The sequence below is a fragment of the Paenibacillus sp. sgz302164 genome, from assembly GCF_056120505.1.
The window spans coordinates 15108-41786 of the sequence record NZ_JBVYOL010000045.1 but is presented as its reverse complement, the minus strand read 5'-3'; the positions used below and the strand labels follow the sequence as shown (position 1 = coordinate 41786).

Here is a 26679-nt window from a genome sequence, read left to right as displayed (position 1 = left end):
GGTTCGGGCTATCGTCCTTTTTCAAGCGAATCTTGTACGTATGGAATTCGCTCGCTTTTAACCCCCCATGATGGTAGATCGTATTGCTTCCATTGTCGGCAAGCAGGCCGTCCACCTCGATGTCGTATCTGGCCTCGGGAGCTACGGTATCCCAGGATAATGTGATCGCTTTGTTCGTCACCACCGCAACAACATTAGTCAGGGACAGACTTCCGTCGCTTCCTTCGGGGAATGTAGACAAGGTGACCGGACTGCTCCACTCGCTGCTGCCGCTAATATTGTTGGCTCTGACCCGGTATGTGTGCTTGCTGGAAGGTGCCAGAGCGCTATGAACAAACTGGTTATCCGTGACATTCGTGACGGATGTCCCGTCGATTTCTACTTCATACCCGGCCGCATGAGAAACTTTGTACCAGGTCACGGTGATCGCTTTCTCTTCCGCTGTCGTCATGATATTCGCGGGAACTTCCGGCTTTTCGGGATGTGTCGTTACGCTGACCGGGTCGCTCCACACACTCTTGCCGCCGGCATTGGTCGCTCTGACCCGGTACGTGTGCCCACTCAAAGCGTCCAGCCCCTGATGAACATAGGCCGTGCTGCTGCCGTTATCGATGATCAGTCCGTCTGCCTCAACTTCATAGGCATCCGCTCCATCCGATTTGCTCCAGCTTACCGTCACTTGATGGATCGAAGGGGTCGCCGCAACATGTCCCGGCGACGCAGGGGGATACGGCAATGTTTGCTTCACCACCGGCTGACTCCACTCGCTGACGCCGCCTTTATTGGCGGCTCTGATCCGGTACGTGTGGTCAGTAAGCGGCTGCAGCCCCTTGTGTACGAAGGTCGTCTTGCCTCCGTTGCCGATTACGGTTCCGTCTACCTCAATATCGTAGCTCTCCGCACGGGCAACGACGTCCCACGAAACGGCTATTTCCGTTTGCAGCGGCGTTGCCTGAATGTTCATCGGAATCGCCGGCGGATCAGGCAGCGTGAATTTGCTGATGAAGGCGCTCCAATTCCCTGTCCCTCCGGCATTTCGCACTCTAACCCGATACTTATGCTGCGTATTAGGGGCAAGATCACCATGTAAAAAGGTTGCGGACGTTTTGTTGTCCATAACGACGCCGTCCGCTTCGATGTCATAGCTCGCTCCCGCTGTCGCAGGCCAAGTTACTTTAATCGACCTCTGGGTTGCTTCAGCCATTATATTTACAGGCGGGATTGCCAGCGTGCCGACACTCACCGGCGAACTGAACGCAGTTTCCTCACCGGCATCATTGCGCGCTTTAGCCTGAAAAATGTACGACTTGTTAGGCGATAGCCCTTTTACCGTCACCTTCTTGCCAGTCTGTGTGAACCATGCTGGATTTGTCGTCAGAACTCCGGTCTCGCTGACGTATTGGCCATCTGAAAACAGTTGGTAATACGTGCGGGAAGGATTGGCATCCTGAAACGAAATATCCAACTGATTTTCGCCGATTTGACTTGTACTCAATACGGGCGTCTGCGCCTTTGTATAGATGGTTTGTTGCTTCGACGCTATATGCTCCAGCTTATCTTTAGCCTCAATCTGTACGCTGAAGGCCGTATTAGGCGTTAAATTGCTAAATGTGTACGAATTGGCAGTCCAGGCGCTCGCTATAGATCCGATTGTGTAGCGGTAAGGTTCCGATGCCAAGCCTGATCCGGTATCCGTTGCCGATCCTGTAACAGTAATTGCAGTATCTGTCGATGCCGAGCTGATGCTGTCTATAATTGGCGGTGATTTGTCCAGAATGAAATCAACTGTGCTCGAGACAGGCCCGTTCAAGTTATTGGACAATACAAATTTAAGTGTGTGTTTTCCTTCCGGCAGTCCATTGAATTGAAACGCATTAAAGGCCACAACCTGAGATGTTACGACATTTGTAATTGTTTTACTGTCACGGGGAGAAGCTTCATCATCTAAAAAATAAGTACTGATCAACGTATCGCCATTCCGACCGGTTACTGATATTTTGGGAACTAGATACGTATCGGTTTGACCGAATATTTGATTCAAATTTGGCGAAATGATGGAAATCGATGGCGATACTTCTCTTTTTATATACCAATACCCGTCGCCTGCTTTCCCGTTATCCGGATATGTGCCGTCTGGAGCGACAATATCTTTCTGACTTAAGGCGCCTGCTTTGTAGGCCCCTTCTTTTTGCCTGCTGTCTCTAATATAGGAACTATAGCGACCAACACCGACATAAGTAAGTATTCCATTACTCAGCGTATAACCTGGACCGTCATTTGAGCCTGTCCAGTTGCTTAGAATCCATGTATTATTTACTGTGTCAAACGTTGCTGTTTGGTAACCGGCTGTCCCATAGAAGGAATAATTACCTGTATTGAACTCTGGAGGTTCGGAGTATCTGTATACTGCCTCGTATTTGTCAAAATAATAAAGGGTTGATACCGTTGAAGGTGCAGGTGCAATATTCTTTTTTACATACCAATATCCGTCGTCACCTACTCCATTGTTTGGATATCTGACATCAGAGGCTACAATATTCGCTTGGTTTAAGCTCCCCATTGTACAAGTACCCGTATTTTGCCTGCTATCCATAACATAGCTGCTATGTCGCGAAACATAGGTCAGCATCCCATTGGACAGATTGTATCCCGGACCGGTATTAGAGCCGGTCCAGTTGCTTAAAATCCATGTATTTTTAGACGTATCAAACGTCGCTGTTTGAAAGCCGGCTGTTCCGGAGGGTGAATAATAACCCGTATTAATCGCCGGGGGTTCTACATAAGTACAAGCCAGGTTGTACTTGTCATAGTAATAATAAGTCGTGGACGCCGCATAAGCTGCCGGCGATCCGATTTCCAAAATTGTGCTTAGCAAGAGCACGATGGAACATATCAGTTTTATCGTTCGCATTGATTTCCTCCCAAACCTCGCATTTCGCACGTGCTCTCCTTATTACTCCACTATATAGGTGACCTTCGAATCCTCATTGGTCTTCGCTATAAATTTGATGCTGTTTATGGTTGTCTTATCGGCGTTCTGAACGTTAAATACGATTTCGCCGGGTACAAACTTGCTGACCGTAAAGTTCGTGCCACTTATCGGGCCGGCTTTCAATTCCAACTCCGGTGTGATTGCGCTCAGATCCTGAACCTCCACATCGTCCGGACTATACGTAACAACGATTCTACGTGCTGTAACCCCGTCTTTCTTTGGCGCAATAACGACCAGATTAAATATGTTGTCTTTTCCGACATTAACGATCAATTCGGAAATGGTTTTGGCTTCGAGTTTCTCCGACCATTCACTGTGCTTGCTGCCGTTCGCGGCTTGAATGCGGTAGCGGTGCATCGTGTTGGGCTCCAGCCCTGTGTGCTTATAACTCGTTTCCGTAATGTTATCAATGACCCGGCCGTCCACTTCAAGCGAATAGCTCCTCGCTCCGCTAACTGCATCCCAAGTTAAAGTAACTGAATCCACAGCTGCCTTTGCTTTGAAATTGGCAGGAACGCTTGGAGTGGTGATCTGGATGACGGCTTCTGTCCATTGACTCCGCTCGCTCCATTCACTTACACCGTCATCGTTCTTGCTCCTGATTCTGTAGGTGTGCAGCGTATCTGGGCTCAGATTACGGTGGACAAATGTAGTATACATACCGTTATCCAACATTTGGCCGTCCGCTTCCACCTCGTACCCCGCAGCTCCTTCAACGCTATCCCAAGACACGGTAATAGTGGAACTGGTAGAGCTTAAACGAATGTTGCCCGGAACTCCAAGCAATGTCGCTTTAGATAAAGTCTCAGACCACACGCCCGGAATGCCTCCGGCTATGGCGCGAACTCTGTATACATGCCACGAATATGGCGTTAACCCATCATGCGTGAAGGTTAGTGCCGAGCCATTATCCCGAATAACCCCATCCACCAGTACTTGGTAACTTTCAGCCCCGGAAACAGCATCCCATCCCAAAATTATGGATGAAGTTGTAGCGTGAGCGGTAAAATTTTGCGGTTGCCCGAGAAGTGCGGATTGCATGACCGCCTCGCTCCATTCGCTTGCGCCTCCCTGATTTTTGGCCCTGACCCGATACGTATGCTGTGAATTCGAAGCCACTCCTTCATGGGTGTATAGCGTGATGAGTCCGACATCGACAACATTACCATCCACTTCCAAATCGTAGGATGTCGCTCCCAGAGCAGGGTCCCATGTCACTTCTATTTTGTCGCTTGCGGCAGTAAATCGGACGTTCTGCGGTTTCATCGGCGGCATTTTACGAATTGCTTGAGCACTCCATAACCCGGTAGCTTTCACATTTTTTGAGCGTATCCGGTATGTATGTTCCGAATTGGGTTCCAATGGAGTATGGATAAATGTACGAGTAGTGCCGACCTTAATAATGGCCCCATCCACTTCCAATTCATATTCGCCTGCCTCATCTATACCGGACCAACTAATTTGAATCGCGTTAGCAGATGATAAATCTGTAGTAAGTACCGGGGTTCTTGGAAGCGTTGTAGCCTCGATTTCAGAGCTCCATGGTCCGGCGCCTTCCACATTTTTCGCCCGTACCCGATAGTGATGCGTAGTATATGGCTGTAAATTTCCATGTAAATAAGAAATTGCATGATTCGTGTCGACAACAAGCGCGCCATCTACCTCAATATCGTAGCTTTCGGCGCCTGCTATTCGATTCCACGTCACTTGCACACTCGAATCGGTTGCGATTGCCGTAATTTCCGACGGGACTCCGGGTAAAGTCGATTTCGCAACTACACTGCTCCATTGCCCCGGGCCGCTGGAATTTTTCGCTCTGACTCTGTAGCTGCGCTGAGTATTCGGATTCAATTCATTGTCCAAATAAGTAGTTGCCGATCCATTGTCCACTACATTTCCGCTGAATTCTATATCGTATCCTGTTGCCCCTGCAACCGGATCCCATTCTACTTTTAACGTATGGCTAGTCGAATTTAGCCGCGAATTTTCGGGAATTGCCGGCAGCGTCCACACGGAGGCTAAAGAAGACCATTCCCCAGTGATGTCTCCGCTGGTTGCCCTAACTCTATAGGAATGAAGAGTTCCAAGACCCAGGTTTTCATGAACAAATGTCGAAGTGGGGCCAATCGGGTATATAACGCCATCCGCTTCCACTTCATATCCATCGGCATTAGAGATTGGATTCCAGGTTAATGTATGACTTGTTTCTGTTGGTATTTGCGATACAACCGGTATCCCAAAAGGAAACAGTTGACTCTGTGGAACGCGTTCTTTCTGTTGGGAATTGCTTGACCAGTACAATGCCGCCCGGGGATTACGGTTTGCACTTAAATATTCCACCTTGATATTCTCTCTCTGGCCCGCTGCCAAATAGACGGAACCTGTTACAGTGCCCTGGAAACTTGCATCTTCTTTATTTATTAAAAGATTATTATTTACCCATAGCTTGATCGGTCCGCTCGTTTGCAATTCAAACTGATACATTTCGCTGAACGGAGCCTCAATTTGTCCGGACCATCTGACAGAAATGTCCTGATCATTGAATCCTGCAACAGGGAACTCAGGACTATTTTGCAAATCAATAACCGGATCCACCCTGGTTACGGTATTTCCCTTGAAATTCCCTTCACTAAAATACTCCGCCTTTAATCCATGCAGCGCATATTTCAAACTTGTCGATCCGTTTCCTCCGACCCCTGTATCGATGAACGGCCGTTGATTGGCCGTCATGTTGCCGCCGATGGCAAACAAACCGCCTGTTTGAATATGCAGTTGATTGTTCACATGCACATCGTCGCGAACGAACAAGTCACTGTTATTTACTTTGATGTTGGCAGTACTATTGTTGGAAACGATCCCGCCAACCATCATCTCTTGCTCTACGTTCATATCCGCTTGCGTGTTGATATGCAATTGATCTTGGATCAAGACGCGCTTTGCCCGGACGTTCAACTGTCCGCTGTTAAAAGTAAGGCTGTCAGCTGATAACAAACCATCCACGCTAATCGAGGAATTGTTGTTAAGATGCCAGTTCCCCTTCACCCAAAGGCTTCCATCGGCAGGCTCCGTTGCATTCGAAGACGAATGCACTTGCAAGTTTAGCTCCGAATTGGCATTCATGCTGCCCTTAACAATCAACAGGCCGTATACATCTATGCTTAATTTGGTATTCGTATTGATTCCATCCGCAATGATTACAACCGGTTTGGAGGGACTTCCGAAAACTACCGAAGAATTCAGATTCAAGTGCCCCACCTTAATAAATGAAGGGGTTTGCGTACTATTGTCGATTGCGCGCTGCAGTGAGACCGGATCGCAATTCGCGTATGCAACAGCTTTTTGTTCAAAATCAGACAGCAATTGGTTCACTCGCTGCACTTCTACATCCATATACCTTCCTATTTCCTCCTGCAGACCATCCACTTGCAGATAAGATGGAGCATTATGCTCGTTATTCATCTTGCCCGAAAGCAGTACTTTGTCCCCATGCACTTTTCTCGGTTCGGGCGGCGGCCCTATAACAGGCGTGCTGGCAGCAGAAAGGGCGAGCAAAGTGCTGGGAGAGCCAACTTTGGTTAGCTCTATGAACTGTAAAGCCGTCTCCGCTTCCTCCGCATCGCCGGAACTGACCGTTAATCTGCCGTCCGCAACTTCAACAGATTTTGCTGCAATGACATGCTGCCCTCCCTCAAGAGGGATACGATCGAAAAAGCTTACTCCTTCAACAACTACAGTATTGTTGCTTGAATACACGGACTCGCCGACACTTACCTTAACTTCATAGATGCCGTTGTTTACTTCGAATTCCCAGACCCCGCCTTTATGAACGCGAATTGCGGTATCATTCGGAGTAGTTTGATAAGTACTGCCGCTTACCGTAGAATCCGTGTGAGAACTATTCCACCCATAATTGAATCCATTTTGCGTGCTGAACGGCATTCCCGAGTCTGGCAAAAATCCTTCAGGTACAGGTGAAGTTGCAGGCTGGAAATTAACCTTTACATTCCACGCTCCTGTATCGGCATATGTATACGACGATTCTGCAAAAGGAATGAACAACTGCAGCAGCAGGCATAGACAGAGCCCCCTGACAACAGCTTGAAACCCAAATTTCATATTTGTATCCTCCATTTCCCTTTCAATTTACACAAAAAAGACCAATTGCAATAGGCGGCCCGGCTGCCGTACCGTTTCGGTCTGAAACGGTTTAGGCCCGTGGCTTTGCGTCCCTGTCTTTCGATCAGGTTTGCCTTTTTCAATTTCAATTGGTCTTCGCTTATGTGCGGCACTCAAAACTCGTTTGATGCTATCATAGGTAAAAAGATTTGTTCATACCTACCTTTATACTATAAACAAATATGCCTGTATACCTAGTTACAACATAATATACGACTAGATTTAAATATTTCCTCTTTTTTTGGAATCTTTTGTCGATTTTAATTTGATGCATATTTTGCATAACTAATTTCATAAAATCTCCTTAACCTCGGCGAGTCCTTCGGCGTTTTTTCGCGTATAATTTATCAGACATTCTGCCTCATACCTAATTAAATTAAAGGAGAAGATTTCATATGCAAAAGAAACATCGGCAATGGTGGATTTCCGCCGCGCTTGTTGTGCTGTTGATCGCCTTGACAGGCTGTCAGGCCGTGCAGGGTCTTGATCTCGGGCAGGCTATGCAAAATACCGGAACCGTTAAGTCCTCGGTATCCAAAGGTTCAATTGCGCTGGAGCTAATTACAGGCAGCGGCGATCAGATGGATCCCAAAGAAAAGGCGCTGATTGAAACGTTCAAACATACAAAGCTGACGATCAACAGCGCTAAAATGCAGGACGCTCAGCACGCATCGATCGATGGGGAATGGAATTACGCCAAAGGGACGATTCCTTTTCAGCTCGTCATCGACGGTACCAAGATGATCGTACATATTGACGGCGCCAAGAAGCCTATCGTCTTTGACCAGGCGGCATTGGCGGCTGACGGAAGGGTGGCGCCGTTATCTCAAGAAATCAGGCAAAAGCTGACGAATAGCGCAGAGCAGCTGCGGCCTGCCCTTTATAAGTTTTTCTTCAACAATGCGCCGAACCCGAATACAATCTCCGTAACCGACGCTACGGAGCAAGTGAACAATGAGACGCTAAACATGCAAAAAGTGCATGTGGAGTTAAAAGGCAGCGAGCTCGCCGGTCTTTTGAAACTGTTCCTGACGAACGTCCTCGCCGATGAGCAAGGCTTGAAAGAGCTGCTTGGCCAACTGTACGATGCGGTCGTACCGATTGTGAAGGAGCAAATGAGAATTTCTCAGGAACAATTGAAGGAAGAGTACCCCGATTTGGAGGAACAATCGACTACGTCGGATTTGATGATGGCCTATCTTAACAATAAAAACCTGGCGGTCGAATTCGCTTATACAACGATTCATGAGTACTTGAAAAAAGCTGTAGACGAATTTGATAAAACGATGAAAGACACTGCTGCTTCCGATTCACCGGCCAACGAGGAAGTGTCGGCGATTCTCAGCGATAAATTGACGTTCAAAGCCGATTATTACGTCGATCGGAACAAGCAGATCCGCAAGGTGCAGGCTGAGCTCAATATTCCGGCTCCCAATAAGGATGGCGCAGTGACCGGGATAAAATGGACCTACGCCTTGGAAAACTGGAGTTTGAACCAGTCCGTGACTGCGGATACGATCGATACTTCCGGCGGGGCGTTGAATGTGGATTCCGATACGTTCAGAGGCTATGCGATTTTGAACAATTTTGACAAGAGTTCTTCGTTTTACAAGCTGCTGAAGGAAGATTTGCAAGTTACCAAAAAAGAGCTTCATTTCATTGTCCAAAGCCAAGAAGCCGCGGACGAGGATCCATACGGCTCCTACAGCCCGTATATGAACGACGATGAGGTCGTCATGGTTCCGGTGAGATTCCTTTCCGAGCAGCTTGGGGCTGACGTCAAATGGAATGCCGAATGGAAGCAGGTTACGATTAAAGACGGAGTAACCGGCACAAGCATCGTAATGTCCGTCGACAGCAAGTCCGCAACAGTGGGCGGAACGAACGTGGAACTGGACAGCGCTCCGGTTATGCGAAACGGGACAACGTTTGTTCCTATCCGTTTTATCGCCGAAAAGCTCGGCGCAACCATCAAATACGATCCTGAAACCCGTCTCATCACCATTAAGCGGGATTAGAGGATCAAGGAAGCAGGACAATGGCCAAGGCGAGCGATCGCTTTGGTCATTTTTTTATATGAATAGGCGGCAGCCTATACCTTTCGTGAGCGCGTGAATAGGCTAATAACGTAATAGGCGAATAACACGAGTGCAGAAAGGGGCAAGAACGCATCATGTATATGGAACCCCAGGTTATTTATCAGGCTGATTTTTCGGAGGAGCAGGAGCTGCCGCAAAACAGAGACAGACTCCGCGATACCTTGATTCCCCACATCGGGCGCACGGTTCATGTTCAAACCTTGGACGGATTCACGTATGAAGGCATTTTGGTCTATGTGGATGAACAACATGTGCATCTCCAGGTTTCGATGTATGAGCATCCCTATCATGGCATGTATCGCGGCTTCTACAATCCGGCTGCTTCCACGATCCTGACGCTGGTGCTGTACGAACTGCTCGTGATTGCCCTGCTGGCTTAAGCGGATGCCGAGCCGCCCTCCCCGAACAGGCAAAAACCCGCGCGAAACCGCCCGAGTCCAAACCTCGCAGCGTTCGTGCGGGTATGTTTTGTTATCGCAGCTAGCCGGGCAGCCTGGATAAGTACTGCCGGCTGAAAAAGCGGACCATATCCCCGCGGCTGATAATGCCGGCCAGATAGCCGCCGTTTTTTTCCACGACGACTTTTTGGAGATGCTTTCGGCCGAGCAGGGTCGCAACGTCGTTCAGCGGCGTGTCCACATTGACCGTGATAACCTTGGCTCTGGCGTAATCCATCACATTGGCATCGGCAATGTCGCGGCACTTCTCCTCCATCGTCTGCGTATCCATCCAGGTGGAGGTAAAAAAAGGTGATACGACGACGACATTGCTGTGCGAGCTGACTGCGCGCATAATATCTCCATCGCTAATGTACCCTTTGATCTGATTGCAGTGATTCACGATAGGCATCCCGCCGATTCCACGGCTGACGAACTTCTCCAAAACACATTTGATTGTATCCGCTTCCAAAACTTTCACTACTTGGTCAACCATGATGTCCGATGCTTTCATTATCGCTCGACCTCCTTGCTTGAAACTGTTTATGGAAGCTATCGGGAGAACCGGTTCAAAACGCTGCCGGCTCTCCGGCTTGCACGATAATTAAATTGTAAGACAATTAGCAAAGTTCAGTCAATGGTTGCCTCTGCGTGCGGAAACCTATTTTCGCAAGCTTTCCGCTTGCTGCCGCTTAAGCGATTTGCCGCCCATGAGACTTGCCGAATCCCAGGTCAGCTTGCGGACGTTCAGACCCAGCTTACCGGTAAGCAGTATATCGATCCCCCATTTTTGCGCCCACACGATGCCCTTTTCCGGACCAAGCCCGATGCAAAATAAATTCATAAAGGATGCATGCTCGGGACCGGTCTTTCCCGAATATTCCGCTTTTATGATTTTGGCGAGGCGCTGCGCTTGAGGAATGGCCTCTTTGCAGGTCATACCGTCGGCTTTGCCGGTGACCGAGTCGACGATGTGCGCACAATCTCCGATCGCATACATGTCGGGGCAGCCGCGCACATGATACCTGCCGTCGACGCTAATCTTCCCGTTCGCTTCCGTCGGCAGTCCGAGTCCGGCAATCAGCGGATTCGGCCGAAGGCCCAGCGTCCAGACGCATAGTCCCGCTTGTACAGCGGCTCCGCTGTCCAGCGTCAGACGATACTGCTGATCATGATACACAGCCGCCCTTGTGCCATGCATAACCCGAACGCCCAGTGCGTTCAGTTCTTTTTCGATTCTCCGGCCTACTTTGGCAGGCGCGGTTTCCATCAAACGCGGCTGTGAATTCACCAGGACGACGGATGCCAACGCCGGGTCCAGTCCCGCCTTAGCCGCTTTCTGCCGCAGGGCGTGCGCAAATTCGGCAGCCGTCTCAATGCCGGTAATGCCCGCGCCGACAACCGCGGCGGACAGAAGCGTTCGTCTCGACGCTTCGTCGTCTACGTGCAAAAGAGCCTGCTGCACATTGTGATCCATGCGGCCCCGAATCTGTGCGCCGCTTTCCAGGCCTGACAAGGATATGCCGCCCTTACCGGGAGGAACCGGCACAGCCGTGCTGCCCAGACACAGGATCAACCGGTCGTACGCCATTGCACCTTCCCGCCCGTCCGGGTACTTCAAGGCGAGGCGATTTGCGCCCGGATCAACCGACACAAGCTCCGCCTGCACGATCTCCACCGCAGAATGAAAAAAGCGGGAAAGCGGAATCTTGAGATCAGCCTCACCCACCGCGCCGCGAAACAGCAGCACTTTTCTGAGATGATAGCTTTCTTTATCGATTAAAATGACCCTGTACTCACGCTGTCCTTCGAACTGCTTCAGCAAAGCGTTCGCCAGATTAATTCCGGCGTACCCGCCGCCTATGATTACGATTTTTTGTTCCATATGCCTCTCCCCCTCAAGCTTGATGAACATGAGACGGATTTGCACCTTTCTTTGTGACACGCCGGCTCTGCGAATTAATTTTTGGAAAAAGAGGAATAAGCTCTCATGAAAATGGATATATTAACAAAGCTGTGCATTTCACTTACTAATGAGATACCTTCATCAGGTTTTTCGAAATTACTTTTTGTAACGTGTGAATGCATCACACAAATTAGGGTTGGAGGTTTTTGTACACATGGAAACAGGTACAGTTAAATGGTTCAATGCGGAAAAAGGTTTTGGCTTCATCGAAGTTGAAGGAGGCAAAGACGTATTCGTCCACTTCAGCGCGATCTCGGGGGAAGGCTACAAAAGCCTGGACGAAGGCGAGCGCGTTCAATTCGATGTCGTTCAAGGTAACCGCGGACCGCAAGCCGAGAATGTCGTAAGGCTGTAGTCCTGCACATATCCTTTTTGGAGAACAGCGGTTCCAGCCGGACAAACTGCACCGGGGAGGGCCGCGAACGGCCATGACCAATCCAAGCTGCTTGCTGGGAGTCAGTCCGACGGAGTCACTTTTGCACATGCCGGAGTGAAGTATACCTTCTGCTGAATTCATCGGACAGACTCCCGGCTGAAAAGGAGGAGTTAGTTTGTATTTTTCAAAGAAAACGATGGAACCCGTCCAAGAAGAAGAAACGAGCATCTGGACATGCAGTACGGAGCAATGCTCCTGCTGGATGAGGGATAACTTTTCTTTCGATGAAAATCCGGTCTGCCCGATTTGCAACTCGGCGATGGTGAAAGATACCAAGCTGCTCCCCGCTTTGACGAACACGAGCGGCAAAAAGTAATTGAAAAGCGCCGGTCCCGCGGGATCGGCGCTTTTTATGTTTCTGGGAACGGCGTCCCAGCCGTTCGTGACGCGGCTTGACAGGCCTGGTAACAACGCAAAACCTGCAAAAACTCCCCTGACGTCGTGGACGTCGCCCACAGAATGAAAACCGCGCGCAGCTCCCAGCGTGCGGTGTGAAGCTCGGAATCGGATCGAAAAACCACGAAAACCTGCAAAAGTGCTCAAAAGTACAGGCTTTTCCGTGAGAGCGGCTCGGTTTGGAGAAAGCCTGCGATTGTGCAGGAATCTTCGGCGAAAATGGGGCTCGAGATCGGGCATGCGCTGAAAAACTGTATTTTTGCAGGCTTTCTCTACGCTGCCCGGCAGATTGCGCTACCTCCGGCGTGCAAGCTGCTTCTCCGTCGCTCCAGTTTGCCGCCAAGACGCGGTACAGCCCGTTCGATAGGCGGTTAGCGGCCCGCGCCCCCAAAAGCCTGCGAAAGTGCAGGCTTTTTCCATGAAAGTAGCTCGTTTTGGAGAAAAGCCTGCGATTGTGCAGGAATTTTCGGTGAAAATGGGTCCGGCCCCGGGCATGCGCTGAAAAAACTGTATTTTTGCAGGAATGTTTCACTTCCAGCGCATCAATGGGCAAAAAAACTGCACTTTTGCAGGTTTTCTGCACGTGAACGAGCGCAGTGCCAAGCAGATGTGCCATTTCCAAGCATGCGAGGGTCGCTTCTCGCAGCTTTTCCGGGGCCGCGGGCGCGGGTGAGCCATTTCTACACGTGCGAGATTTGATTTCTCGCAGGTTTTCCGGGGCACAGGCGCGTGTACGCGCCATTTCCACACGTACGAGGGTTGCTTCTCGCTAGGTTTCCGGGGCGCGGACGCGAGCGCTTGTGCAGATGCCGGTAATGTCTTGCCTTTGAGAGCAGGCATTTTCGGCAAAGCACAAGGGCATTCGGCCAGGAGTCTGTCCGATGAACTCATGTAGAAAGTATGTTTATGCGAAGTGATAGAGCAGACAGGGGGACGCAGCCCGCGGTCCGATGGCGTCGAGAACGACAACGCCATTGGGTGTGCGCTCCGTCGGCAACACCGCGAGCAGCCCCCGACGCACGGCGCGACGCCGCGCTGCACAACCTCGCCCGGCCGACCCCAACAGCCCCCTAACTCTCGGTCGGGTGCACCATCAGCTCCGGCCGGACGTAGCTGTCGAACTGCTCGGCCGTCAAAATCCCGCTCCGCAGCGCCGACTCCTTCAGCGTCAGCCCCTCTTTATGGGCTTGCTTGGCGATGCTCGCCGCTTTTTCGTACCCGATGTGCGGGTTCAGCGCGGTGATGAGCATCAGCGACTGCTCCAGATTGCGCCGGATGACCTCGCGATTCGGCTCTATGCCGACGGCGCAGTGGTCGTTGAACGAGCGCATCGCATCCGCCAGCAGTCTGACCGACTGCAGGAAGTTGTAGATGATGACGGGCTTGAACACGTTCAGCTCGAAATTGCCCTGGCTTGCGGCGAAGCCGATGGCGGCGTCATTGCCCATGACCTGGCAGACGACCATCGTCATCGCTTCGCTCTGGGTCGGGTTGACCTTGCCGGGCATGATCGAGCTGCCCGGCTCGTTCTCCGGGATCGCGATTTCGCCGATCCCGCAGCGGGGGCCGCTCGCCAGCAGACGCACGTCATTGGCAAGCTTCATCAAATTCGCGGCAAGCGCCTTGAGCGCGCCGTGAGCAAAAACGATCTGATCATGGCTGGTCAGCGCATGAAACTTGTTCGCGGCCGACGCAAAGCGCGTGCCGGTCAATCGCTCCAGCGCCGCGGCGACCCGGGCGCCGAACTCGGGATGCGCGTTCAGCCCGGTGCCGACGGCCGTGCCGCCGATCGCCAGCTCGCGCATCGTATCGATGCTGCCGCGCGCCATCCGCGCGGCTTGCTCCAGCATCGCCGCCCAGCCGCTGATCTCCTGCCCCAGCGTCAGCGGGGTGGCGTCCTGCAGGTGGGTGCGGCCGATTTTGACGACGTCCCCGTACGCGTCCATCTTGCTGCGAAGCGTGGCATGCAGCAGCTCCAGCGCGGGCAGTAACTCCTCTTCGACCGCGATCACACCGGCGACATGCATCGCTGTCGGGAACGTATCGTTCGAGCTTTGCGAGCGGTTGACGTCATCGTTGGGATGGATGCGCTCGCTGCTTCCCGCCGCTTCCAGCCATTCGTTCCCGCGACGGGCGATCACCTCGTTGACGTTCATGTTCGACTGCGTTCCGCTGCCCGTCTGCCAGACGACAAGCGGGAACTCGCCGTCCCAGCGCCCCTGCGCAATCTCGTCCGCCGCCCGGCAAATGGCGTCCGCTTTCTCCTGCGTCAGCCCTCCCAGGTCGCGGTTCACAAGCGCAGCCGCCTTTTTCAACAGGGCAAAAGCATGGATCAGCCTGACCGGCATCCGCTCCGTGCCGATTTTGAAATTTTCGTAGCTCCGCTGGGTCTGCGCCCCCCACAGCTTGTCCGCAGGCACTTTGACTTCCCCCATCGTATCCCGTTCAATTCGAAAGTTTGGATCCACCGCTCTTTGGGCACCTCCGCTGATTGGTCTAAACTGAGCCCGAGCCCAGGCTCATTTCCTTTTTCCTGTTATAGCATTCCCAGACAACGTGAAAACCTGCAAATTTCAGGCTATTTATCTGCCTGACTGCACGAAAAAACCTGCAAAAATACATGAATTTGCATCCCTTGAGCGCTGACCACGAACAATTCCTGCAATTGTGCAGGCTTTTCAGCGAACACATAGACTCATACTCACTTTCAGCGAAATTCCTGCACTTTTGCAGGTTTTTAGCCAAAACGAGCTAATCTCAGAGAAAAAACCTGTACTTTCGCAGGTTTTCTCCTTACCAAGCTGCTTCCTGCCCAATTATGCATTTCCACGACCTACACCGGGAGAAGCACGCGCCCGGAAAAAGCGGCTGTCCCCCCACCGGTTCCCCTAGCCCTACAGAGGTGTCGCGACTGTGTCCGCTTTTGAAAATCATATATAATAAGCCTAGCAACCGAACCGATGAAGGAGCAGTGATCCCATGGAAACGAAACTGGAAATTATCGTGCGCTCGACCGAAATCGATGTGAACGGGCAACCAACCCAACAGTATAGCCAAGGGAATTTCGCCATGTTTGAAGTAGCTATTTTAGTAAATCGAGGGGGTCGAACTTAATGAAATCATCACTACCGATCATAGTCCGCTCAACGGAAATTGATGTCAATGGGCACGTAAACAACGCGAAATATCTGGAATATCTCGAATGGGGCCGTGAGGAATGGTATGAACAGTGCGGGCTAGCCTACGAGGTTTTCGGAAATAAGGGTATTCAAACGGTTACAGTGAACATTAATGTGAACTATAGAAGAGAGTGTCGACAAGGTGAGGCATTAACCGTCACTTGTCAGCCAGAAAAAGTAGGTCGTTCCAGCTACGTGCTGAAGCAAGAGATCGTGGATGAGCATGACGAAGTACGCGCTGATGCACTCGTGACAAGCGTGACAATGGATAGTTCAACTCGCAAAAGCCGCGAAGTGCCTGATGAGCTGCGGAAGTTTTTTGAGTTTGAAAAGAACCAATAACATCATTCTGTTTTCAAATGTTTGCTCAAGAGCAAAACCATAGCGGACAAGGGAATCGAGTCGGCGAGATGAGCGGGTTGTGGCTCCACGCTGAAGCGATTCTTTTTACTTTAATGTGGTTGTACTGCAATCTTGATTTTATTTAGTGTTACATAGGCCGTGGCGATGAAATTCTCAACCGTACGAGAAACCCTCTGGCTTTACGTTTTGTGGCTTGAATGAGGCTATTGAGCCCTTCTAACAGACCATTGGTCATCTTGGTTTGAAACCATCGCAAAATACCTTCTTCGTGTCGTTTTAGCGATTTCGCTACCTGGGCCATGGGTTCGATCTGGGAGCGAACTACCCAACTGTACCAACTGCCAAAATACAGGTCAGCTAATATGGCAGGGTAAGTCCATAGTTCCTGCAATGCCAGTCTGATTCGATATGCCCTTCCTGTCAGGAGGTTCATATCCTTTAGCTTCACCAGCTTTTCCTTCTGTTCAGGCGTTAAATGATCTTCATTTTTTAACCAGACATAGCGACTCTTTTTGAGTTCAAGTCTATATATTGTTTAATTTCTGATGTGTTTTAAGAAGCCATAGGTCCTGGAATGCATTGTTGGTTGTTTGTAAATGTCAAACAACTTCACAATTGATATAACATAGTATACTATACTAAATAAAGCGAACAGACTTTGCGATGATTAATGCCAAATATGTATTGAAGGTGAATCAGTATGTTTAACAAAAAATCATTCAAACCGCGATATGAACAGATGTATGCCACGTTATACGAGAGAGTTAATTCTGGTGAATACAAGCTAGGGGATCGAATACCTTCGGAGAAGGAATTGTTGGAGGAGTTTGGGGTTAGCCGAATTACCTCGAAGAAGGCTCTTGATATGTTAGTTAACGATGGGTTAATTATGCGGCAGCCGGGACGGGGATCATATGTCATTAATCGGAACCTTAACTCAAACAAGCAACCGGTTCCTGAAGAAGAAGCGAGCGTTAAGCGGGATGGGTTTAAAGACCAGATAGTGATTGGATTGGTCATGGAAGATTTCAGCGATAGCTATGGGAAAGAAATGTTAACCGAAATGGAGAGAATGGCGCAGCAGCGCGGCGTATACCTGATGCTTCGACTGTCCTTCTCTCAACCGGAGATTGAGGAGAAAGCCATTCAAATGCTGCAAGAATTTGGCGTGGATGGCCTGATCATCTACCCGACGCGAGGCCAGTACTTCAGTCCGGAAATTCTTAAGCTGGTTATCAAGCAATTCCCGCACGTGCTTGTGGACCGTTACTTGAAGGGCACCACAACAACAGCAATCAGTACGAATAATGTGGAAGCAGCCTACGTTGGAACGTCTCATTTGCTTGATTTAGGTCACAAACATATCGGAATATTGGCTTCAAGAGTCATGGATAATGTGGCCATCGAGGAACGGATTGAAGGATTTGTGCAAGCCCATGCAGAGCGAGGGGTAATCCTTGATCGTTCTTTCTGGCTCACGGACATGGAGTGGGCAGTTAACGATGATTCCAGCCAGTATTTACTCGCTCAAAATGTAGAGATGGTACAGCAATTTTTGCGCAAGCATCCTCATATTACAGCGTTATTTGCTTTGGAGTATGAGTTGGCGCTGATTGCGAAAGAAGCCGTAGAGAAATTAGGAAAAAAAATACCGCGGGATGTATCTATTATATGCTTCGACAGCCCGCCGGGCAGTTCTGCGCTGTACTCATTCACCTACTTGCGGCAAAATCAGCGCGAACTGGGCAGATTAGCCGTAGATAGCGTATTGAAATTAATTCAAGGGGAAACGGTCCCGAGTAAAATATCTTTACAAGCAGAGTTAATTCAAGGCATATCGACTAGCCAGGTTTTGGAAAGAGCTAATAAGTAAATGGATTAGAAAAAGAAGATTAGGGGGAACTATAATAACGCGAACCGCTTGTTGTAACGGCGGTAAGCGTTTTTTTATGTGTATTTTAAATGATATGTTAAATGGTTTTATTGATATGTTAATATAAATAATGTATTGACAATAGCATGTTATTAGATTTAATATAATTTTACAGCTTCCTTGCAAACGTTTACAAAAGAAAGGGTGTTAGATTATGAATTCAATATCAGATACGCTGCCTGAATCAATAACCCAATTGATTCAAGACGTGGGAACTAAGCTTTCAGATCGTCCCAAGCTGGCGCGTATGTTTGCTAACTGCTTCTCCAATACACTGACAACGACAGTAAAACCCTTGTCAGACGATACGACCTTTATTATTACAGGGGATATCCCAGCGATGTGGCTTCGAGATTCAGCGGCTCAAGTGCGGCCTTATCTGATTTTGGCGAACCAAGACGAACAACTGGCAGAGCTTGTGGAACGTGTAGTTAAACGACAATTCCGATTTGTATTGCTGGATCCTTATGCAAATGCTTTTAATGAGTGCGATAACGGCAAGGGCCATCAAAATGATCTTACTCAAATGAATGGTTCGCTGTGGGAGCGTAAATATGAAATTGACTCGCTTTGTTATCCAATCCAATTAGCCTATCTGTTGTGGAAAACAACAGGCAGGACCGCTCATCTGGATCAGGCCTTCTCTGATGGTTGTGCGGCTATCTTGAAGGTATGGCGGACGGAACAGCAGCACGAAACGGAGTCAACCTACCGATTCGAGAGAACGGATTGCCCGCCGCTTGATACCCTTGTTCGTCAAGGGAAAGGAAGTGTGACGGCGAGAACGGGAATGACTTGGTCAGGCTTTCGCCCGAGTGATGACGCTTGCACATACGGGTACTTGATTCCTTCTAATATGTTTGCTGTTGTGGTACTTGGCTATATGGCGGAAATGTCGCGAGTTGTCCTGCAAAATGAGTCGTTGGCACAGGAAGCGGAGACGCTGCGAACGGAGATCGAACAAGGCATCCGCGATCATGCGGTTATCGAACATGCGGAATTTGGTCCAATCTATGCTTATGAAACGGATGGGCTGGGCCATTATCATCTGATGGATGATGCTAATGTACCGAGCTTGTTGGCACTTCCTTATCTGGGTTACTGCGCACCGAATGATCCGATTTATTTAAACACTCGTAAGTTCGCTTTAAGCGACAGCAATCCTTATTTTTATCGTGGCAAGGAAGCAGAGGGAATTGGAAGTCCACATACACCAGGCAATTATATTTGGCATATTTCGCTGGCCGCGCAAGCGCTTACATCATTAGATCAAGCAGAAGTCTTGCGTCTGCTAGATGTGTTAGAGCGAACCGATGCTGGAACTGACTTCTTGCATGAAGGCTTTGATGCCGATGACAGCACACAGTACACCAGAGAGTGGTTTTCATGGGCTAACGCTTTGTTCAGTGAACTGATTTTATCGCATTGTGGCTACGTGGTTCCTTCCAGTCCGCTAACAAGTATAAAATAGTCTTTCTATTGGAGAGGATTGATTGCAGATTGCGGATACGTAGCTCCACCTCATCTGCAATCTGCCAATGTGAACTTGAGGGCGAAGAGGATACTAAACAGCAAGGTTTTGGGGGAAATATTGCAAGTATGTCATGAACAAATTTAACTAAGGGGAGATCAACAATATGTCAAGAACAAATAAAGGGTTAGCATTGATGGTTGTTAGCTTGAGCTTAATCGTAACGGCGTGCGGTAATAACGTATCCAAACCTAGCGCAAGTAATGAAAGCGGTAACGGAAACAAGACGATTAAAGTGGCCTACGGAAAATGGAATGAAACAGACAAATGGGGTAAATGGCTGACTTCTGTGAAGCAAGAATTCGAACAAACGCATCCTGGTGTTAAGGTTGAGCTTCAACCCATTGAAGGTTCTCAATATGCGACTAAAGCGCCATTGCTGCTGATGGACGAACGGACGGCTCCTGAAGTACTCGCTGAGGATTCCTTCTTGATTAATGCGGATAGCGCAGCGGGTTATTTGCAGGAATTGAACGTGGCTTCATGGCCGGACTGGAGTAACTTTAATGAAGGAATTAAAGCGGCTGTAACGGCTAACAACAAGGTGTACGGAATTCCTTTTTCTACGGATGTACGCGGACTTTATTATAATAAGGAATTATTTGCGAAGGCGGGTCTTCAAGTTCCATGGCAACCGAAGAGCTGGGATGACATTCTCACAGCATCGAAGACGATCAAAGAAAAGCTGCCTGACATTATTCCATTCTGGATGAACACAGGTAAAGCCGGACAGGAAGCAACGACAATGCAAACCTTTGAAATGCTATTATATGGTACTCAGGATAGTTTGTATGAAAATAATAAATGGGTTGTGAAGAGTCCAGGGATTTTAAGCACCTTCCAGTTCATTAACAATATTTACTCGCAGGGATTAGGGCCTAAGTTGTCTCAAGTTCTCACTGCTCAAGCCGGGCAAGTATTGGAAACCGATTTGATGCCGAATCAGAAGGTCGCGATTGTTCTGAACGGGAACTGGTTGACGGGCAACTGGATGGAAGGCGGAGGAAAACCATGGCCGCAAGCGTTGAATGTTTATGATTATGTGAAAATGCCAACACAGAATGGACAAAAGCCTGGTTTTACATCCATGTCTGGCGGATGGACACTAGCGGTAGGCGCAAAATCGAAAGAAAAAGAGCTTGGATTTGAATTCGTTAAGTTGGCAACGAGTGAGAAGCATAATAAGGAATTCGCGCTTCTTGACGGCGCATTAACGCCTAGAAAAGATGTAGCGGCTGACAAGGAATATACTGGACAGCCAGGCACTTTGTATGGAGTTGCAGCTGATTTTATTACGTATACGCACGTTCGTCCGTCGAACTCTGAATATCCAAGTGTATCGACGCAAATTCAAGAAATCGTGGAGAAGGTTGCTGCACAGAAGCTGACCCCCGAAGCAGCGATGGAAGAGTACGCCAAGAATGTAGAGAGAACGGTTGGTGCTGACAAAATAACGAACAAGTAGCTAGTAGGAGAGCCGGTTGCTGCAGGAATATTTTGCTGCCAACCGGCTTCACTCATCAGTCAGGAGGACTCAGGATGTCAGTATTTGATCAGCAAGCCCCCGGGAAGAGGCGAAATAAAATTGGCGGCAATGAGCAACTGCGGGCTATTATGTTTTTATCGCCGAGTTGGTTGCTATTGTTAGTATTTTTTTTCCTCCCTACCATTTTAACGTTTTATTTTGCTTTCACAAATATGTCCTTAACAGGTGCAGCCGCAGCGCAGGCTCAATTTGTCGGCTTTAAAAACTTTACGTATATGTTCAATGACCCAGGGTTTCGCACATCTGCGTGGAACACGATCGTTTTTCTTATATTTTCAGCAGTAATCGGTCAGCAGGTCATGGGATTTTTGATCGCTATTTTAATGAATGGACGCAGCCGCGGCTTTCGCAGCACGATAGGAGCCATTGTTATTGCAGGATGGGTAGCTCCAGAAGTTGTATGTGCTTTCGTGTGGTTCGCTTTTCTGAATGATACGGGGACCGTAAATACGTTTTTAGAGGGTTTAGGTCTGTCACCTGTGGCATGGCTGTTCACTTTTCCAATGGTGTCTGTCATTATCGCAAATATTTGGCATGGAACAGCCTTCTCGATGATGGTCTTCCAGGCTGCACTTGGCGATGTTCCCAAAGAAGTTGAAGAATCAGCGATGATCGACGGTGCAAGTGCTTTTCAGCGTTTATTCCGCATTACGATTCCCATGATTATGCCTTCTGTGGTCACGAATATGGTGTTGGTTACCTTGCAGACGCTTGGTTCCTTTACATTGATCTATGCATTGACAGGCGGAGGACCAGGCAATGCAACGGAAACGCTTCCCGTATACATGTATCATCAGGCCTTCGTAAATTATCAGTTAGGTTACGGGACGGCAATTTCGCTCATGCTGTTATTGATCGGTATTATTGCAAGTCTGGTTTATATGCGCGCACTTAAGGTAAAGATTTAACCTACAAACAAGGAGGTTAAGGGATGAATTCTCAATCTAGGAAGCCCAATAAAATGAATCGTTTTTTCGTTAGAAGAACGTTGCCTTATGTGATACTTACGTTGATCGGGTTGCTGTTTTTCATTCCGTTGTTATGGTTGGTGCTCGCTTCTTTTGATGCCAATGCGACATTATCATTGAAATTTCCCGATCACCTTACAATGAATAATTATGTGATGACGGCAGCAAGCTCAAGTAATCAGCGTTCCTTTGCGAATGGTCTATTGCTGGCGGTAGGGCAGGCACTTCTGGTTGTCATTGTGGCCGGACTTGCTTCTTATCCGTTGTCCAGATACCAGTTGCGTTACAAGCGACCGTTCATGTATGTCATTTTATTCTCGACAGGTCTGCCGATTACAGCAGTAATGGTTCCGGTGTACCAATTCTTTCTTTATCTGCAACTGCAGGATTCGTTATTTTTCACGATTCTGTTCTTGACGGCATCTGCATTGCCTTATTCGATTTGGATGATGAAAAATTTCATGGACTCGGTTCCAATCGAATTGGAAGAAGCAGCGTGGGTAGACGGCGCTTCGATTTGGACCTCCTTCAGAATGGTCGTTATGCCACTGATGCTTCCAGGTATTTTGACGATTGGCATCTTTGCTTTTTCAGGAAGCTGGGGTAACTTTTTGGTGCCGTTCATTCTATTGCAAAGTCCAGAGAAACTGCCCGCGGCGGTTACAATCTATCAATATTTTGGACAAAACGGCATTGTACAATATGGGAAACTGGCGGCTTTCTCTGTGATCTATACGATTCCTGCGATCCTGCTCTATATTTTGGGTCAACGATTCATGTCGCAAGGCTTCAGCTTCGGCGGAGCAAGTAAAGGTTGAGGATTTAGAAATAGCTTCAAGGATAGGAGTGGCTTACATGTCAAAACAGACGGTGCATATCGTTTCACATTCTCATTGGGATCGAGAGTGGTATATGCCTTTTGAAAATCATCGTATGAAGCTGATTCAATTGATGGACGAATTGATAGATCTGTTCGAAAAGGATCTGGAATTTCGCAGTTTTCATCTCGATGGGCAGACGATCGTATTAGACGATTATCTGGAAGTAAGACCCGATCGTCGGGAGCAAGTAAGCAGACTTGTTCAAGAGGGCAAGCTGCATGTAGGTCCTTGGTATATTTTGCAGGATGAATTTCTGACCAGCAGTGAATCGAATATTCGCAACCTGCTGATCGGACATCAGGATGCAGCCAAATACGGTGCTGTATGTAAGGTAGGCTATTTCCCGGATTCGTTTGGCAATATGGGGCAAGCACCGCAAATTTTGCGCCAGGCGGGCATCGATACGGCTGTATTCGGCAGAGGTGTCAAGCCGGTGGGCTTCAATAATGAAGCTCTCGGTCACTATGAATCTGCGTTCTCTGAAATGCATTGGCAAGGGCCGGATGGTTCAACGGTATTGGGCATTTTGTTTGCCAATTGGTATTGCAATGGAATGGAAATCCCGACAGATGAGCAAGCAGCTGTCTCGTATTGGCAGCAGCGAATAGAGGAAGCGAATAACTTCGCTTCTACGAGGCAGTTATTATTGATGAACGGGTGCGATCACCAGCCCGTGCAAGCAGACATTACGAAAGCCCTCCAAACCGCCAGAAGGCTTCACCCGCAGGTTGAATTCATTCATTCTAATTTCCCAGACTATATTCGTAGTGTGAAGGAGCAATTGCCAGAACAAATATCTACGATTCACGGCGAGTTAAGGAGCCAACGAACAGATGGATGGTTTACACTGGTGAATACGGCTTCTGCTCGTATCTATATCAAACAGGAGAATCAACGCTGTCAGACGATATTAGAGAAAGTCGCGGAGCCTTTGGCTGTGCTCGCTCATGTACTCGGTCAGCCTTATCCTCAGCAACAGCTCACCTTTACATGGAAAACATTGATGCAGAATCATCCCCACGACAGCATTTGTGGATGCAGTGTGGATGAGGTGCATCGGGAAATGATGACTCGTTTCGCCAAGAGCTACCGGTTAGCTGAGGACATAGCGAACGATAGTTTGCACTATATCGCTTCTCATATCGATACCACAACAGCATTTAGTAAGCATGATCCGCAGGCGATTCCTCTAACCCTCTTCAATACATCAGGGTGGGATCGTTCAGGCGTTGTAACGATAGATGTTGAGATTGCCAGACTTCGTCTGAACTATGATGGTCAGCAGGCGCAGCTTGTGAAGGAACTCCATGCCGTAGAAATCGATGGCTGCCAACTTATCAATGCTGCGGGCCAACCGGTTTCTGCCAAGGTTGAGGATTTAGGCGTTGTTTTCCACTATGAGCTGCCTAAAGACACATTCCGAAAAGCTTACATGACTAGAAGGATCAGGTTAACGTTTTATGCAGAGTCTGTACCTGCACTTGGTTACAAAACGTATGCCTGGGCTCGCGGACAAGCGCCGATTTCTATAATCACAAGCGAATCGATTACGGATGGCATATTAGAAAATGACCGCTTGCGCGTATCAATCCAAGAAGACGGCACGTATGATGTTCAAGACAAGCGCAGTGGAAAGCTATATAGAGGTTTAGGCGCCTATGAAAATGTTGGCGATATCGGTAATGAATATATATTCCGCCAGGCTGAGGGTGACCACGGGCTTAGTACGCGTGGTCTTGCCGCCAAGATTGAATTAAAGGAACAGACCGATTTCCATACCGTGTATGAATGGGTGCATGAGTGGCTCGTTCCTGCGAGTGCGGATGAGACTCTGGAGAGAGAAATGAATGAATTTGTGCCGTTTTTGGAGCGTAAGGCAGGACGCGGCCCAGAACTGGTTACCTTAAAAGTGACAACCCGCTTAACACTTGAACGAGGAGATGCTCCATTAAGAATCCGTACGACGCTGAACAATCAGGCTAAGGATCATAGGATTCGCGTGTTATTCCCGACGGATATCGATACACCGATCCATCGTGCGGACTCTGTGTTCGAGGTGGCTGTGCGGGACAACCTTCCTGAACGGGAGTGGACGAATCCGAGTAATTGCCAGCATCAGCAAGCTTTCGTAAACATCAGCGACTCGTCAGGAGGCCTGACAATTGCGAATCAAGGCTTGAATGAATATGAAATTGTTAGAGACGGGCGCAATACCATTGCTGTTACTTTACTGCGGGCCGTAGGCGAACTAGGGGACTGGGGGGTATTCCCAACACCCGAGGCTCAGTGTCTAGGTGAGCATCAGTTCGATTACACGCTTATTCTCCATGATCAAGAGGAGATGCTTACATCCTTCCAACTCGCTTATCAGGAGCAAATACCGTGGACAACCAGACAGGTTCCCTTGCAAGCCGGCAAGCTGCCAGCAGAATATGCCTTTGTACGCTGGTCTGGAGAAGGTGTTGCTTTATCTGCTTTGAAGGTAAATGAGCAGGGCAATGGTCTTGTCCTGCGCTGGTACAATTTGTCGAATCAAGAAAAGGCGTTGGACGTTTCGTATGCACATGGTGAATACGGTTGGCATCGCAGTAATGTGTTGGAGGAGATTCATGAACCTGTTAATCTGGAGGATTCTTTGATCCTAAAGCCTCACGAAATATTTACGATTATTAGTTTGTCAACATAAATATTACCATATAAGCCGCTTTACCTTTGAATGAGGTAGGCGGCTTTTCCTATGTGACACTTATTGATCACCCAATAGATTAATCGCCGAGAAATCGCCTTACCTGCTGCAATATGCTCACAACCCTTGGAGCCAAGAAGCATTCGACAAAGCAAAACGAGAAAATAAGCTTATTTTCTTGTTTACTATGAAATTGATATTCGGGGAAGACGAGTGGCTATTGAATTTTACATAAAAGGGAAACGGTTAAAGACGGATTTAGGACCTGCGTGCTGAGAGCGCTGGAATCCGGAGTTTGTTAGCGGTCATGTAGACCATGGCAATTAAATTTTGAACGTTTCTGTAACCGCGAGCTTTTCGTTTGGCTGCTTGAACGAGTCCATTAATACCTTCGAGCAAACCGTTCGTCATCCGGCTGTGGAACCACCGTAAAATGCCCTCCTCATGCTGTTTAATCGTCTTGGCCAAACAGACCATGGGCGCAAGCTTTGAGCGGGTCGCCCAGCCGATCCATTCCCGCAGATAAACATCCGCTAAAATATGCGGAAGCGTCCAATTTGAAAGTGCTACATCTTATACTGGAAGGCTTTATGCAACAAGTGGAAGTACCATTTACGAGATCAACCTTGATCCTTTGATATAATTTATCGTAAAGTGAGATACACTTATCATTTTGACCGTGAGAAATAAATTTCACAAATACGAGGTGAGAATCATATGAGTTTTTTTATTTTTTACTACTACTGCTCCCGCAAATCTGGATTATAACATCCTGTACAAATTCAACAAATGAAATATTGCAAGAAAAAGATATTATTTATTTGCACAATAGCGCAGATAACTTTGATAGATTTTCTGAATTTTTAGCCAATACCCAGAGTAATTCTAGTGATAAAATCAGGATCATTCAATAGAACCAGCTATGTGCTGAAGCAGACGATCGTGAACGGGCAAGGCCAAATTTGTTCCGATGCGCTCGTCACCAGTGTGACGATGGACAGTACCACTCGCAAGAGCCGCGAAGTGCCCGATGAGCTGCGCAAATGGTTTGCCTAAACAGGAATATGGAAAATTCATGTTTCCTGAATAA

General features: G+C 48.5%; 22 protein-coding genes and 1 riboswitch. Of the genes, 15 read left to right on the top strand and 7 right to left on the bottom strand.

Annotated features, from left to right (window positions below):
- A partial coding sequence (locus AC0LWT_RS37160) for a fibronectin type III domain-containing protein (protein WP_474686843.1) occupies positions 1–2911 on the bottom strand: 2911 nt, incomplete at its 3' end.
- A 42-nt stretch (positions 2912–2953) separates the two neighbouring features.
- Positions 2954–7108, bottom strand: a complete 4155-nt coding sequence (locus AC0LWT_RS37155) for a fibronectin type III domain-containing protein (protein WP_474686842.1) — start codon at positions 7106–7108, stop codon at positions 2954–2956.
- A 50-nt stretch (positions 7109–7158) separates the two neighbouring features.
- Positions 7159–7253, bottom strand: a riboswitch (cyclic di-GMP riboswitch).
- 310 nt (positions 7254–7563) lie between these two features.
- Between AC0LWT_RS37155 and AC0LWT_RS37150 the strand changes: the two genes are divergently transcribed.
- Together AC0LWT_RS37150 and AC0LWT_RS37145 are read left to right on the top strand one after the other, a co-directional pair.
- Positions 7564–9186: a copper amine oxidase N-terminal domain-containing protein gene (locus tag AC0LWT_RS37150; RefSeq protein ID WP_474686841.1), complete on the top strand. Its 1623-nt coding sequence runs from the start codon at positions 7564–7566 to the stop codon at positions 9184–9186.
- A 155-nt stretch (positions 9187–9341) separates the two neighbouring features.
- Positions 9342–9647 carry an LSm family protein gene (locus AC0LWT_RS37145; RefSeq protein ID WP_474686839.1) on the top strand — a complete coding sequence of 102 codons (306 nt, stop codon included), beginning with the start codon at positions 9342–9344 and terminating at the stop codon, positions 9645–9647.
- 100 nt (positions 9648–9747) lie between these two features.
- Here AC0LWT_RS37145 and AC0LWT_RS37140 read toward each other — a convergent pair whose 3' ends face one another.
- Together AC0LWT_RS37140 and AC0LWT_RS37135 are read right to left on the bottom strand one after the other, a co-directional pair.
- Positions 9748–10218: a CBS domain-containing protein gene (locus AC0LWT_RS37140; protein ID WP_474686838.1), complete on the bottom strand. Its 471-nt coding sequence runs from the start codon at positions 10216–10218 to the stop codon at positions 9748–9750.
- 147 nt (positions 10219–10365) lie between these two features.
- Positions 10366–11589, bottom strand: a complete 1224-nt coding sequence (locus AC0LWT_RS37135; RefSeq protein WP_474686836.1) for an NAD(P)/FAD-dependent oxidoreductase — start codon at positions 11587–11589, stop codon at positions 10366–10368.
- Positions 11590–11824: 235 nt separating this feature from the next.
- Here AC0LWT_RS37135 and AC0LWT_RS37130 point away from each other — a divergent pair, with 235 nt between their 5' ends.
- Together AC0LWT_RS37130 and AC0LWT_RS37125 are read left to right on the top strand one after the other, a co-directional pair.
- Positions 11825–12025, top strand: a complete 201-nt coding sequence (locus tag AC0LWT_RS37130) for a cold-shock protein (RefSeq protein WP_474686834.1) — start codon at positions 11825–11827, stop codon at positions 12023–12025.
- A gap of 196 nt (positions 12026–12221) precedes the next feature.
- Positions 12222–12422: a cold-shock protein gene (locus AC0LWT_RS37125; protein WP_474686832.1), complete on the top strand. Its 201-nt coding sequence runs from the start codon at positions 12222–12224 to the stop codon at positions 12420–12422.
- 1150 nt (positions 12423–13572) lie between these two features.
- Here AC0LWT_RS37125 and fumC read toward each other — a convergent pair.
- Positions 13573–14970 carry a class II fumarate hydratase gene (gene fumC, locus AC0LWT_RS37120; protein ID WP_474686831.1) on the bottom strand — a complete coding sequence of 466 codons (1398 nt, stop codon included), beginning with the start codon at positions 14968–14970 and terminating at the stop codon, positions 13573–13575.
- A 511-nt stretch (positions 14971–15481) separates the two neighbouring features.
- Here fumC and AC0LWT_RS37115 point away from each other — a divergent pair.
- Positions 15482–15616: a hypothetical protein gene (locus tag AC0LWT_RS37115; RefSeq protein ID WP_474686830.1), complete on the top strand. Its 135-nt coding sequence runs from the start codon at positions 15482–15484 to the stop codon at positions 15614–15616.
- Positions 15616–16023, top strand: coding sequence for an acyl-CoA thioesterase (locus AC0LWT_RS37110; RefSeq protein WP_474686828.1), 408 nt, complete (start codon positions 15616–15618; stop codon positions 16021–16023). Before AC0LWT_RS37115 ends, AC0LWT_RS37110 begins: the two co-directional genes overlap by 1 nt.
- 148 nt (positions 16024–16171) lie before the next feature.
- Here AC0LWT_RS37110 and AC0LWT_RS37105 read toward each other — a convergent pair whose 3' ends face one another.
- A complete protein-coding gene (locus AC0LWT_RS37105; protein ID WP_474686852.1) occupies positions 16172–16576 on the bottom strand; it encodes a transposase in 405 nt (134 codons plus the stop codon).
- Positions 16577–16744: 168 nt separating this feature from the next.
- Between AC0LWT_RS37105 and AC0LWT_RS37100 the strand changes: the two genes are divergently transcribed.
- From AC0LWT_RS37100 to AC0LWT_RS37070, 7 genes are all read left to right on the top strand, one after another.
- On the top strand, positions 16745–17917 hold the full coding sequence (locus tag AC0LWT_RS37100; RefSeq protein WP_474686827.1) for a GntR family transcriptional regulator: 1173 nt from the start codon (positions 16745–16747) through the stop codon (positions 17915–17917).
- Between the two features lie 214 nt (positions 17918–18131).
- Positions 18132–19448 (top strand): glycoside hydrolase family 125 protein, encoded by a 1317-nt coding sequence (locus tag AC0LWT_RS37095; RefSeq protein ID WP_474686826.1) that lies wholly within the window; start codon positions 18132–18134, stop codon positions 19446–19448.
- A 166-nt stretch (positions 19449–19614) separates the two neighbouring features.
- The gene (locus AC0LWT_RS37090; protein ID WP_474686825.1) at positions 19615–20973 is read left to right on the top strand and encodes an extracellular solute-binding protein; all 1359 of its coding nucleotides are present in this window, start codon (positions 19615–19617) and stop codon (positions 20971–20973) included.
- 149 nt (positions 20974–21122) lie between these two features.
- Positions 21123–21962, top strand: coding sequence for a carbohydrate ABC transporter permease (locus AC0LWT_RS37085; RefSeq protein WP_474686851.1), 840 nt, complete (start codon positions 21123–21125; stop codon positions 21960–21962).
- 23 nt (positions 21963–21985) lie between these two features.
- Positions 21986–22840: a carbohydrate ABC transporter permease gene (locus AC0LWT_RS37080; protein ID WP_474686824.1), complete on the top strand. Its 855-nt coding sequence runs from the start codon at positions 21986–21988 to the stop codon at positions 22838–22840.
- Positions 22841–22877: 37 nt separating this feature from the next.
- A complete protein-coding gene (locus AC0LWT_RS37075; RefSeq protein ID WP_474686823.1) occupies positions 22878–25589 on the top strand; it encodes an alpha-mannosidase in 2712 nt (903 codons plus the stop codon).
- Between the two features lie 82 nt (positions 25590–25671).
- A complete protein-coding gene (locus AC0LWT_RS37070; RefSeq protein ID WP_474686849.1) occupies positions 25672–25824 on the top strand; it encodes a DUF255 domain-containing protein in 153 nt (50 codons plus the stop codon).
- 23 nt (positions 25825–25847) lie between these two features.
- Here AC0LWT_RS37070 and AC0LWT_RS37065 read toward each other — a convergent pair whose 3' ends face one another.
- A complete protein-coding gene (locus AC0LWT_RS37065) occupies positions 25848–26111 on the bottom strand; it encodes a transposase (RefSeq protein ID WP_474686847.1) in 264 nt (87 codons plus the stop codon).
- Between the two features lie 275 nt (positions 26112–26386).
- Here AC0LWT_RS37065 and AC0LWT_RS37060 point away from each other — a divergent pair, with 275 nt between their 5' ends.
- Positions 26387–26503 (top strand): DUF4362 domain-containing protein, encoded by a 117-nt coding sequence (locus tag AC0LWT_RS37060; RefSeq protein WP_474686822.1) that lies wholly within the window; start codon positions 26387–26389, stop codon positions 26501–26503.
- Positions 26478–26645 (top strand): acyl-CoA thioesterase, encoded by a 168-nt coding sequence (locus AC0LWT_RS37055; RefSeq protein ID WP_474686821.1) that lies wholly within the window; start codon positions 26478–26480, stop codon positions 26643–26645. The genes AC0LWT_RS37060 and AC0LWT_RS37055 overlap by 26 nt, the downstream gene beginning before the upstream one ends.
- The last annotated feature ends 34 nt before the right edge of the window (positions 26646–26679 follow it).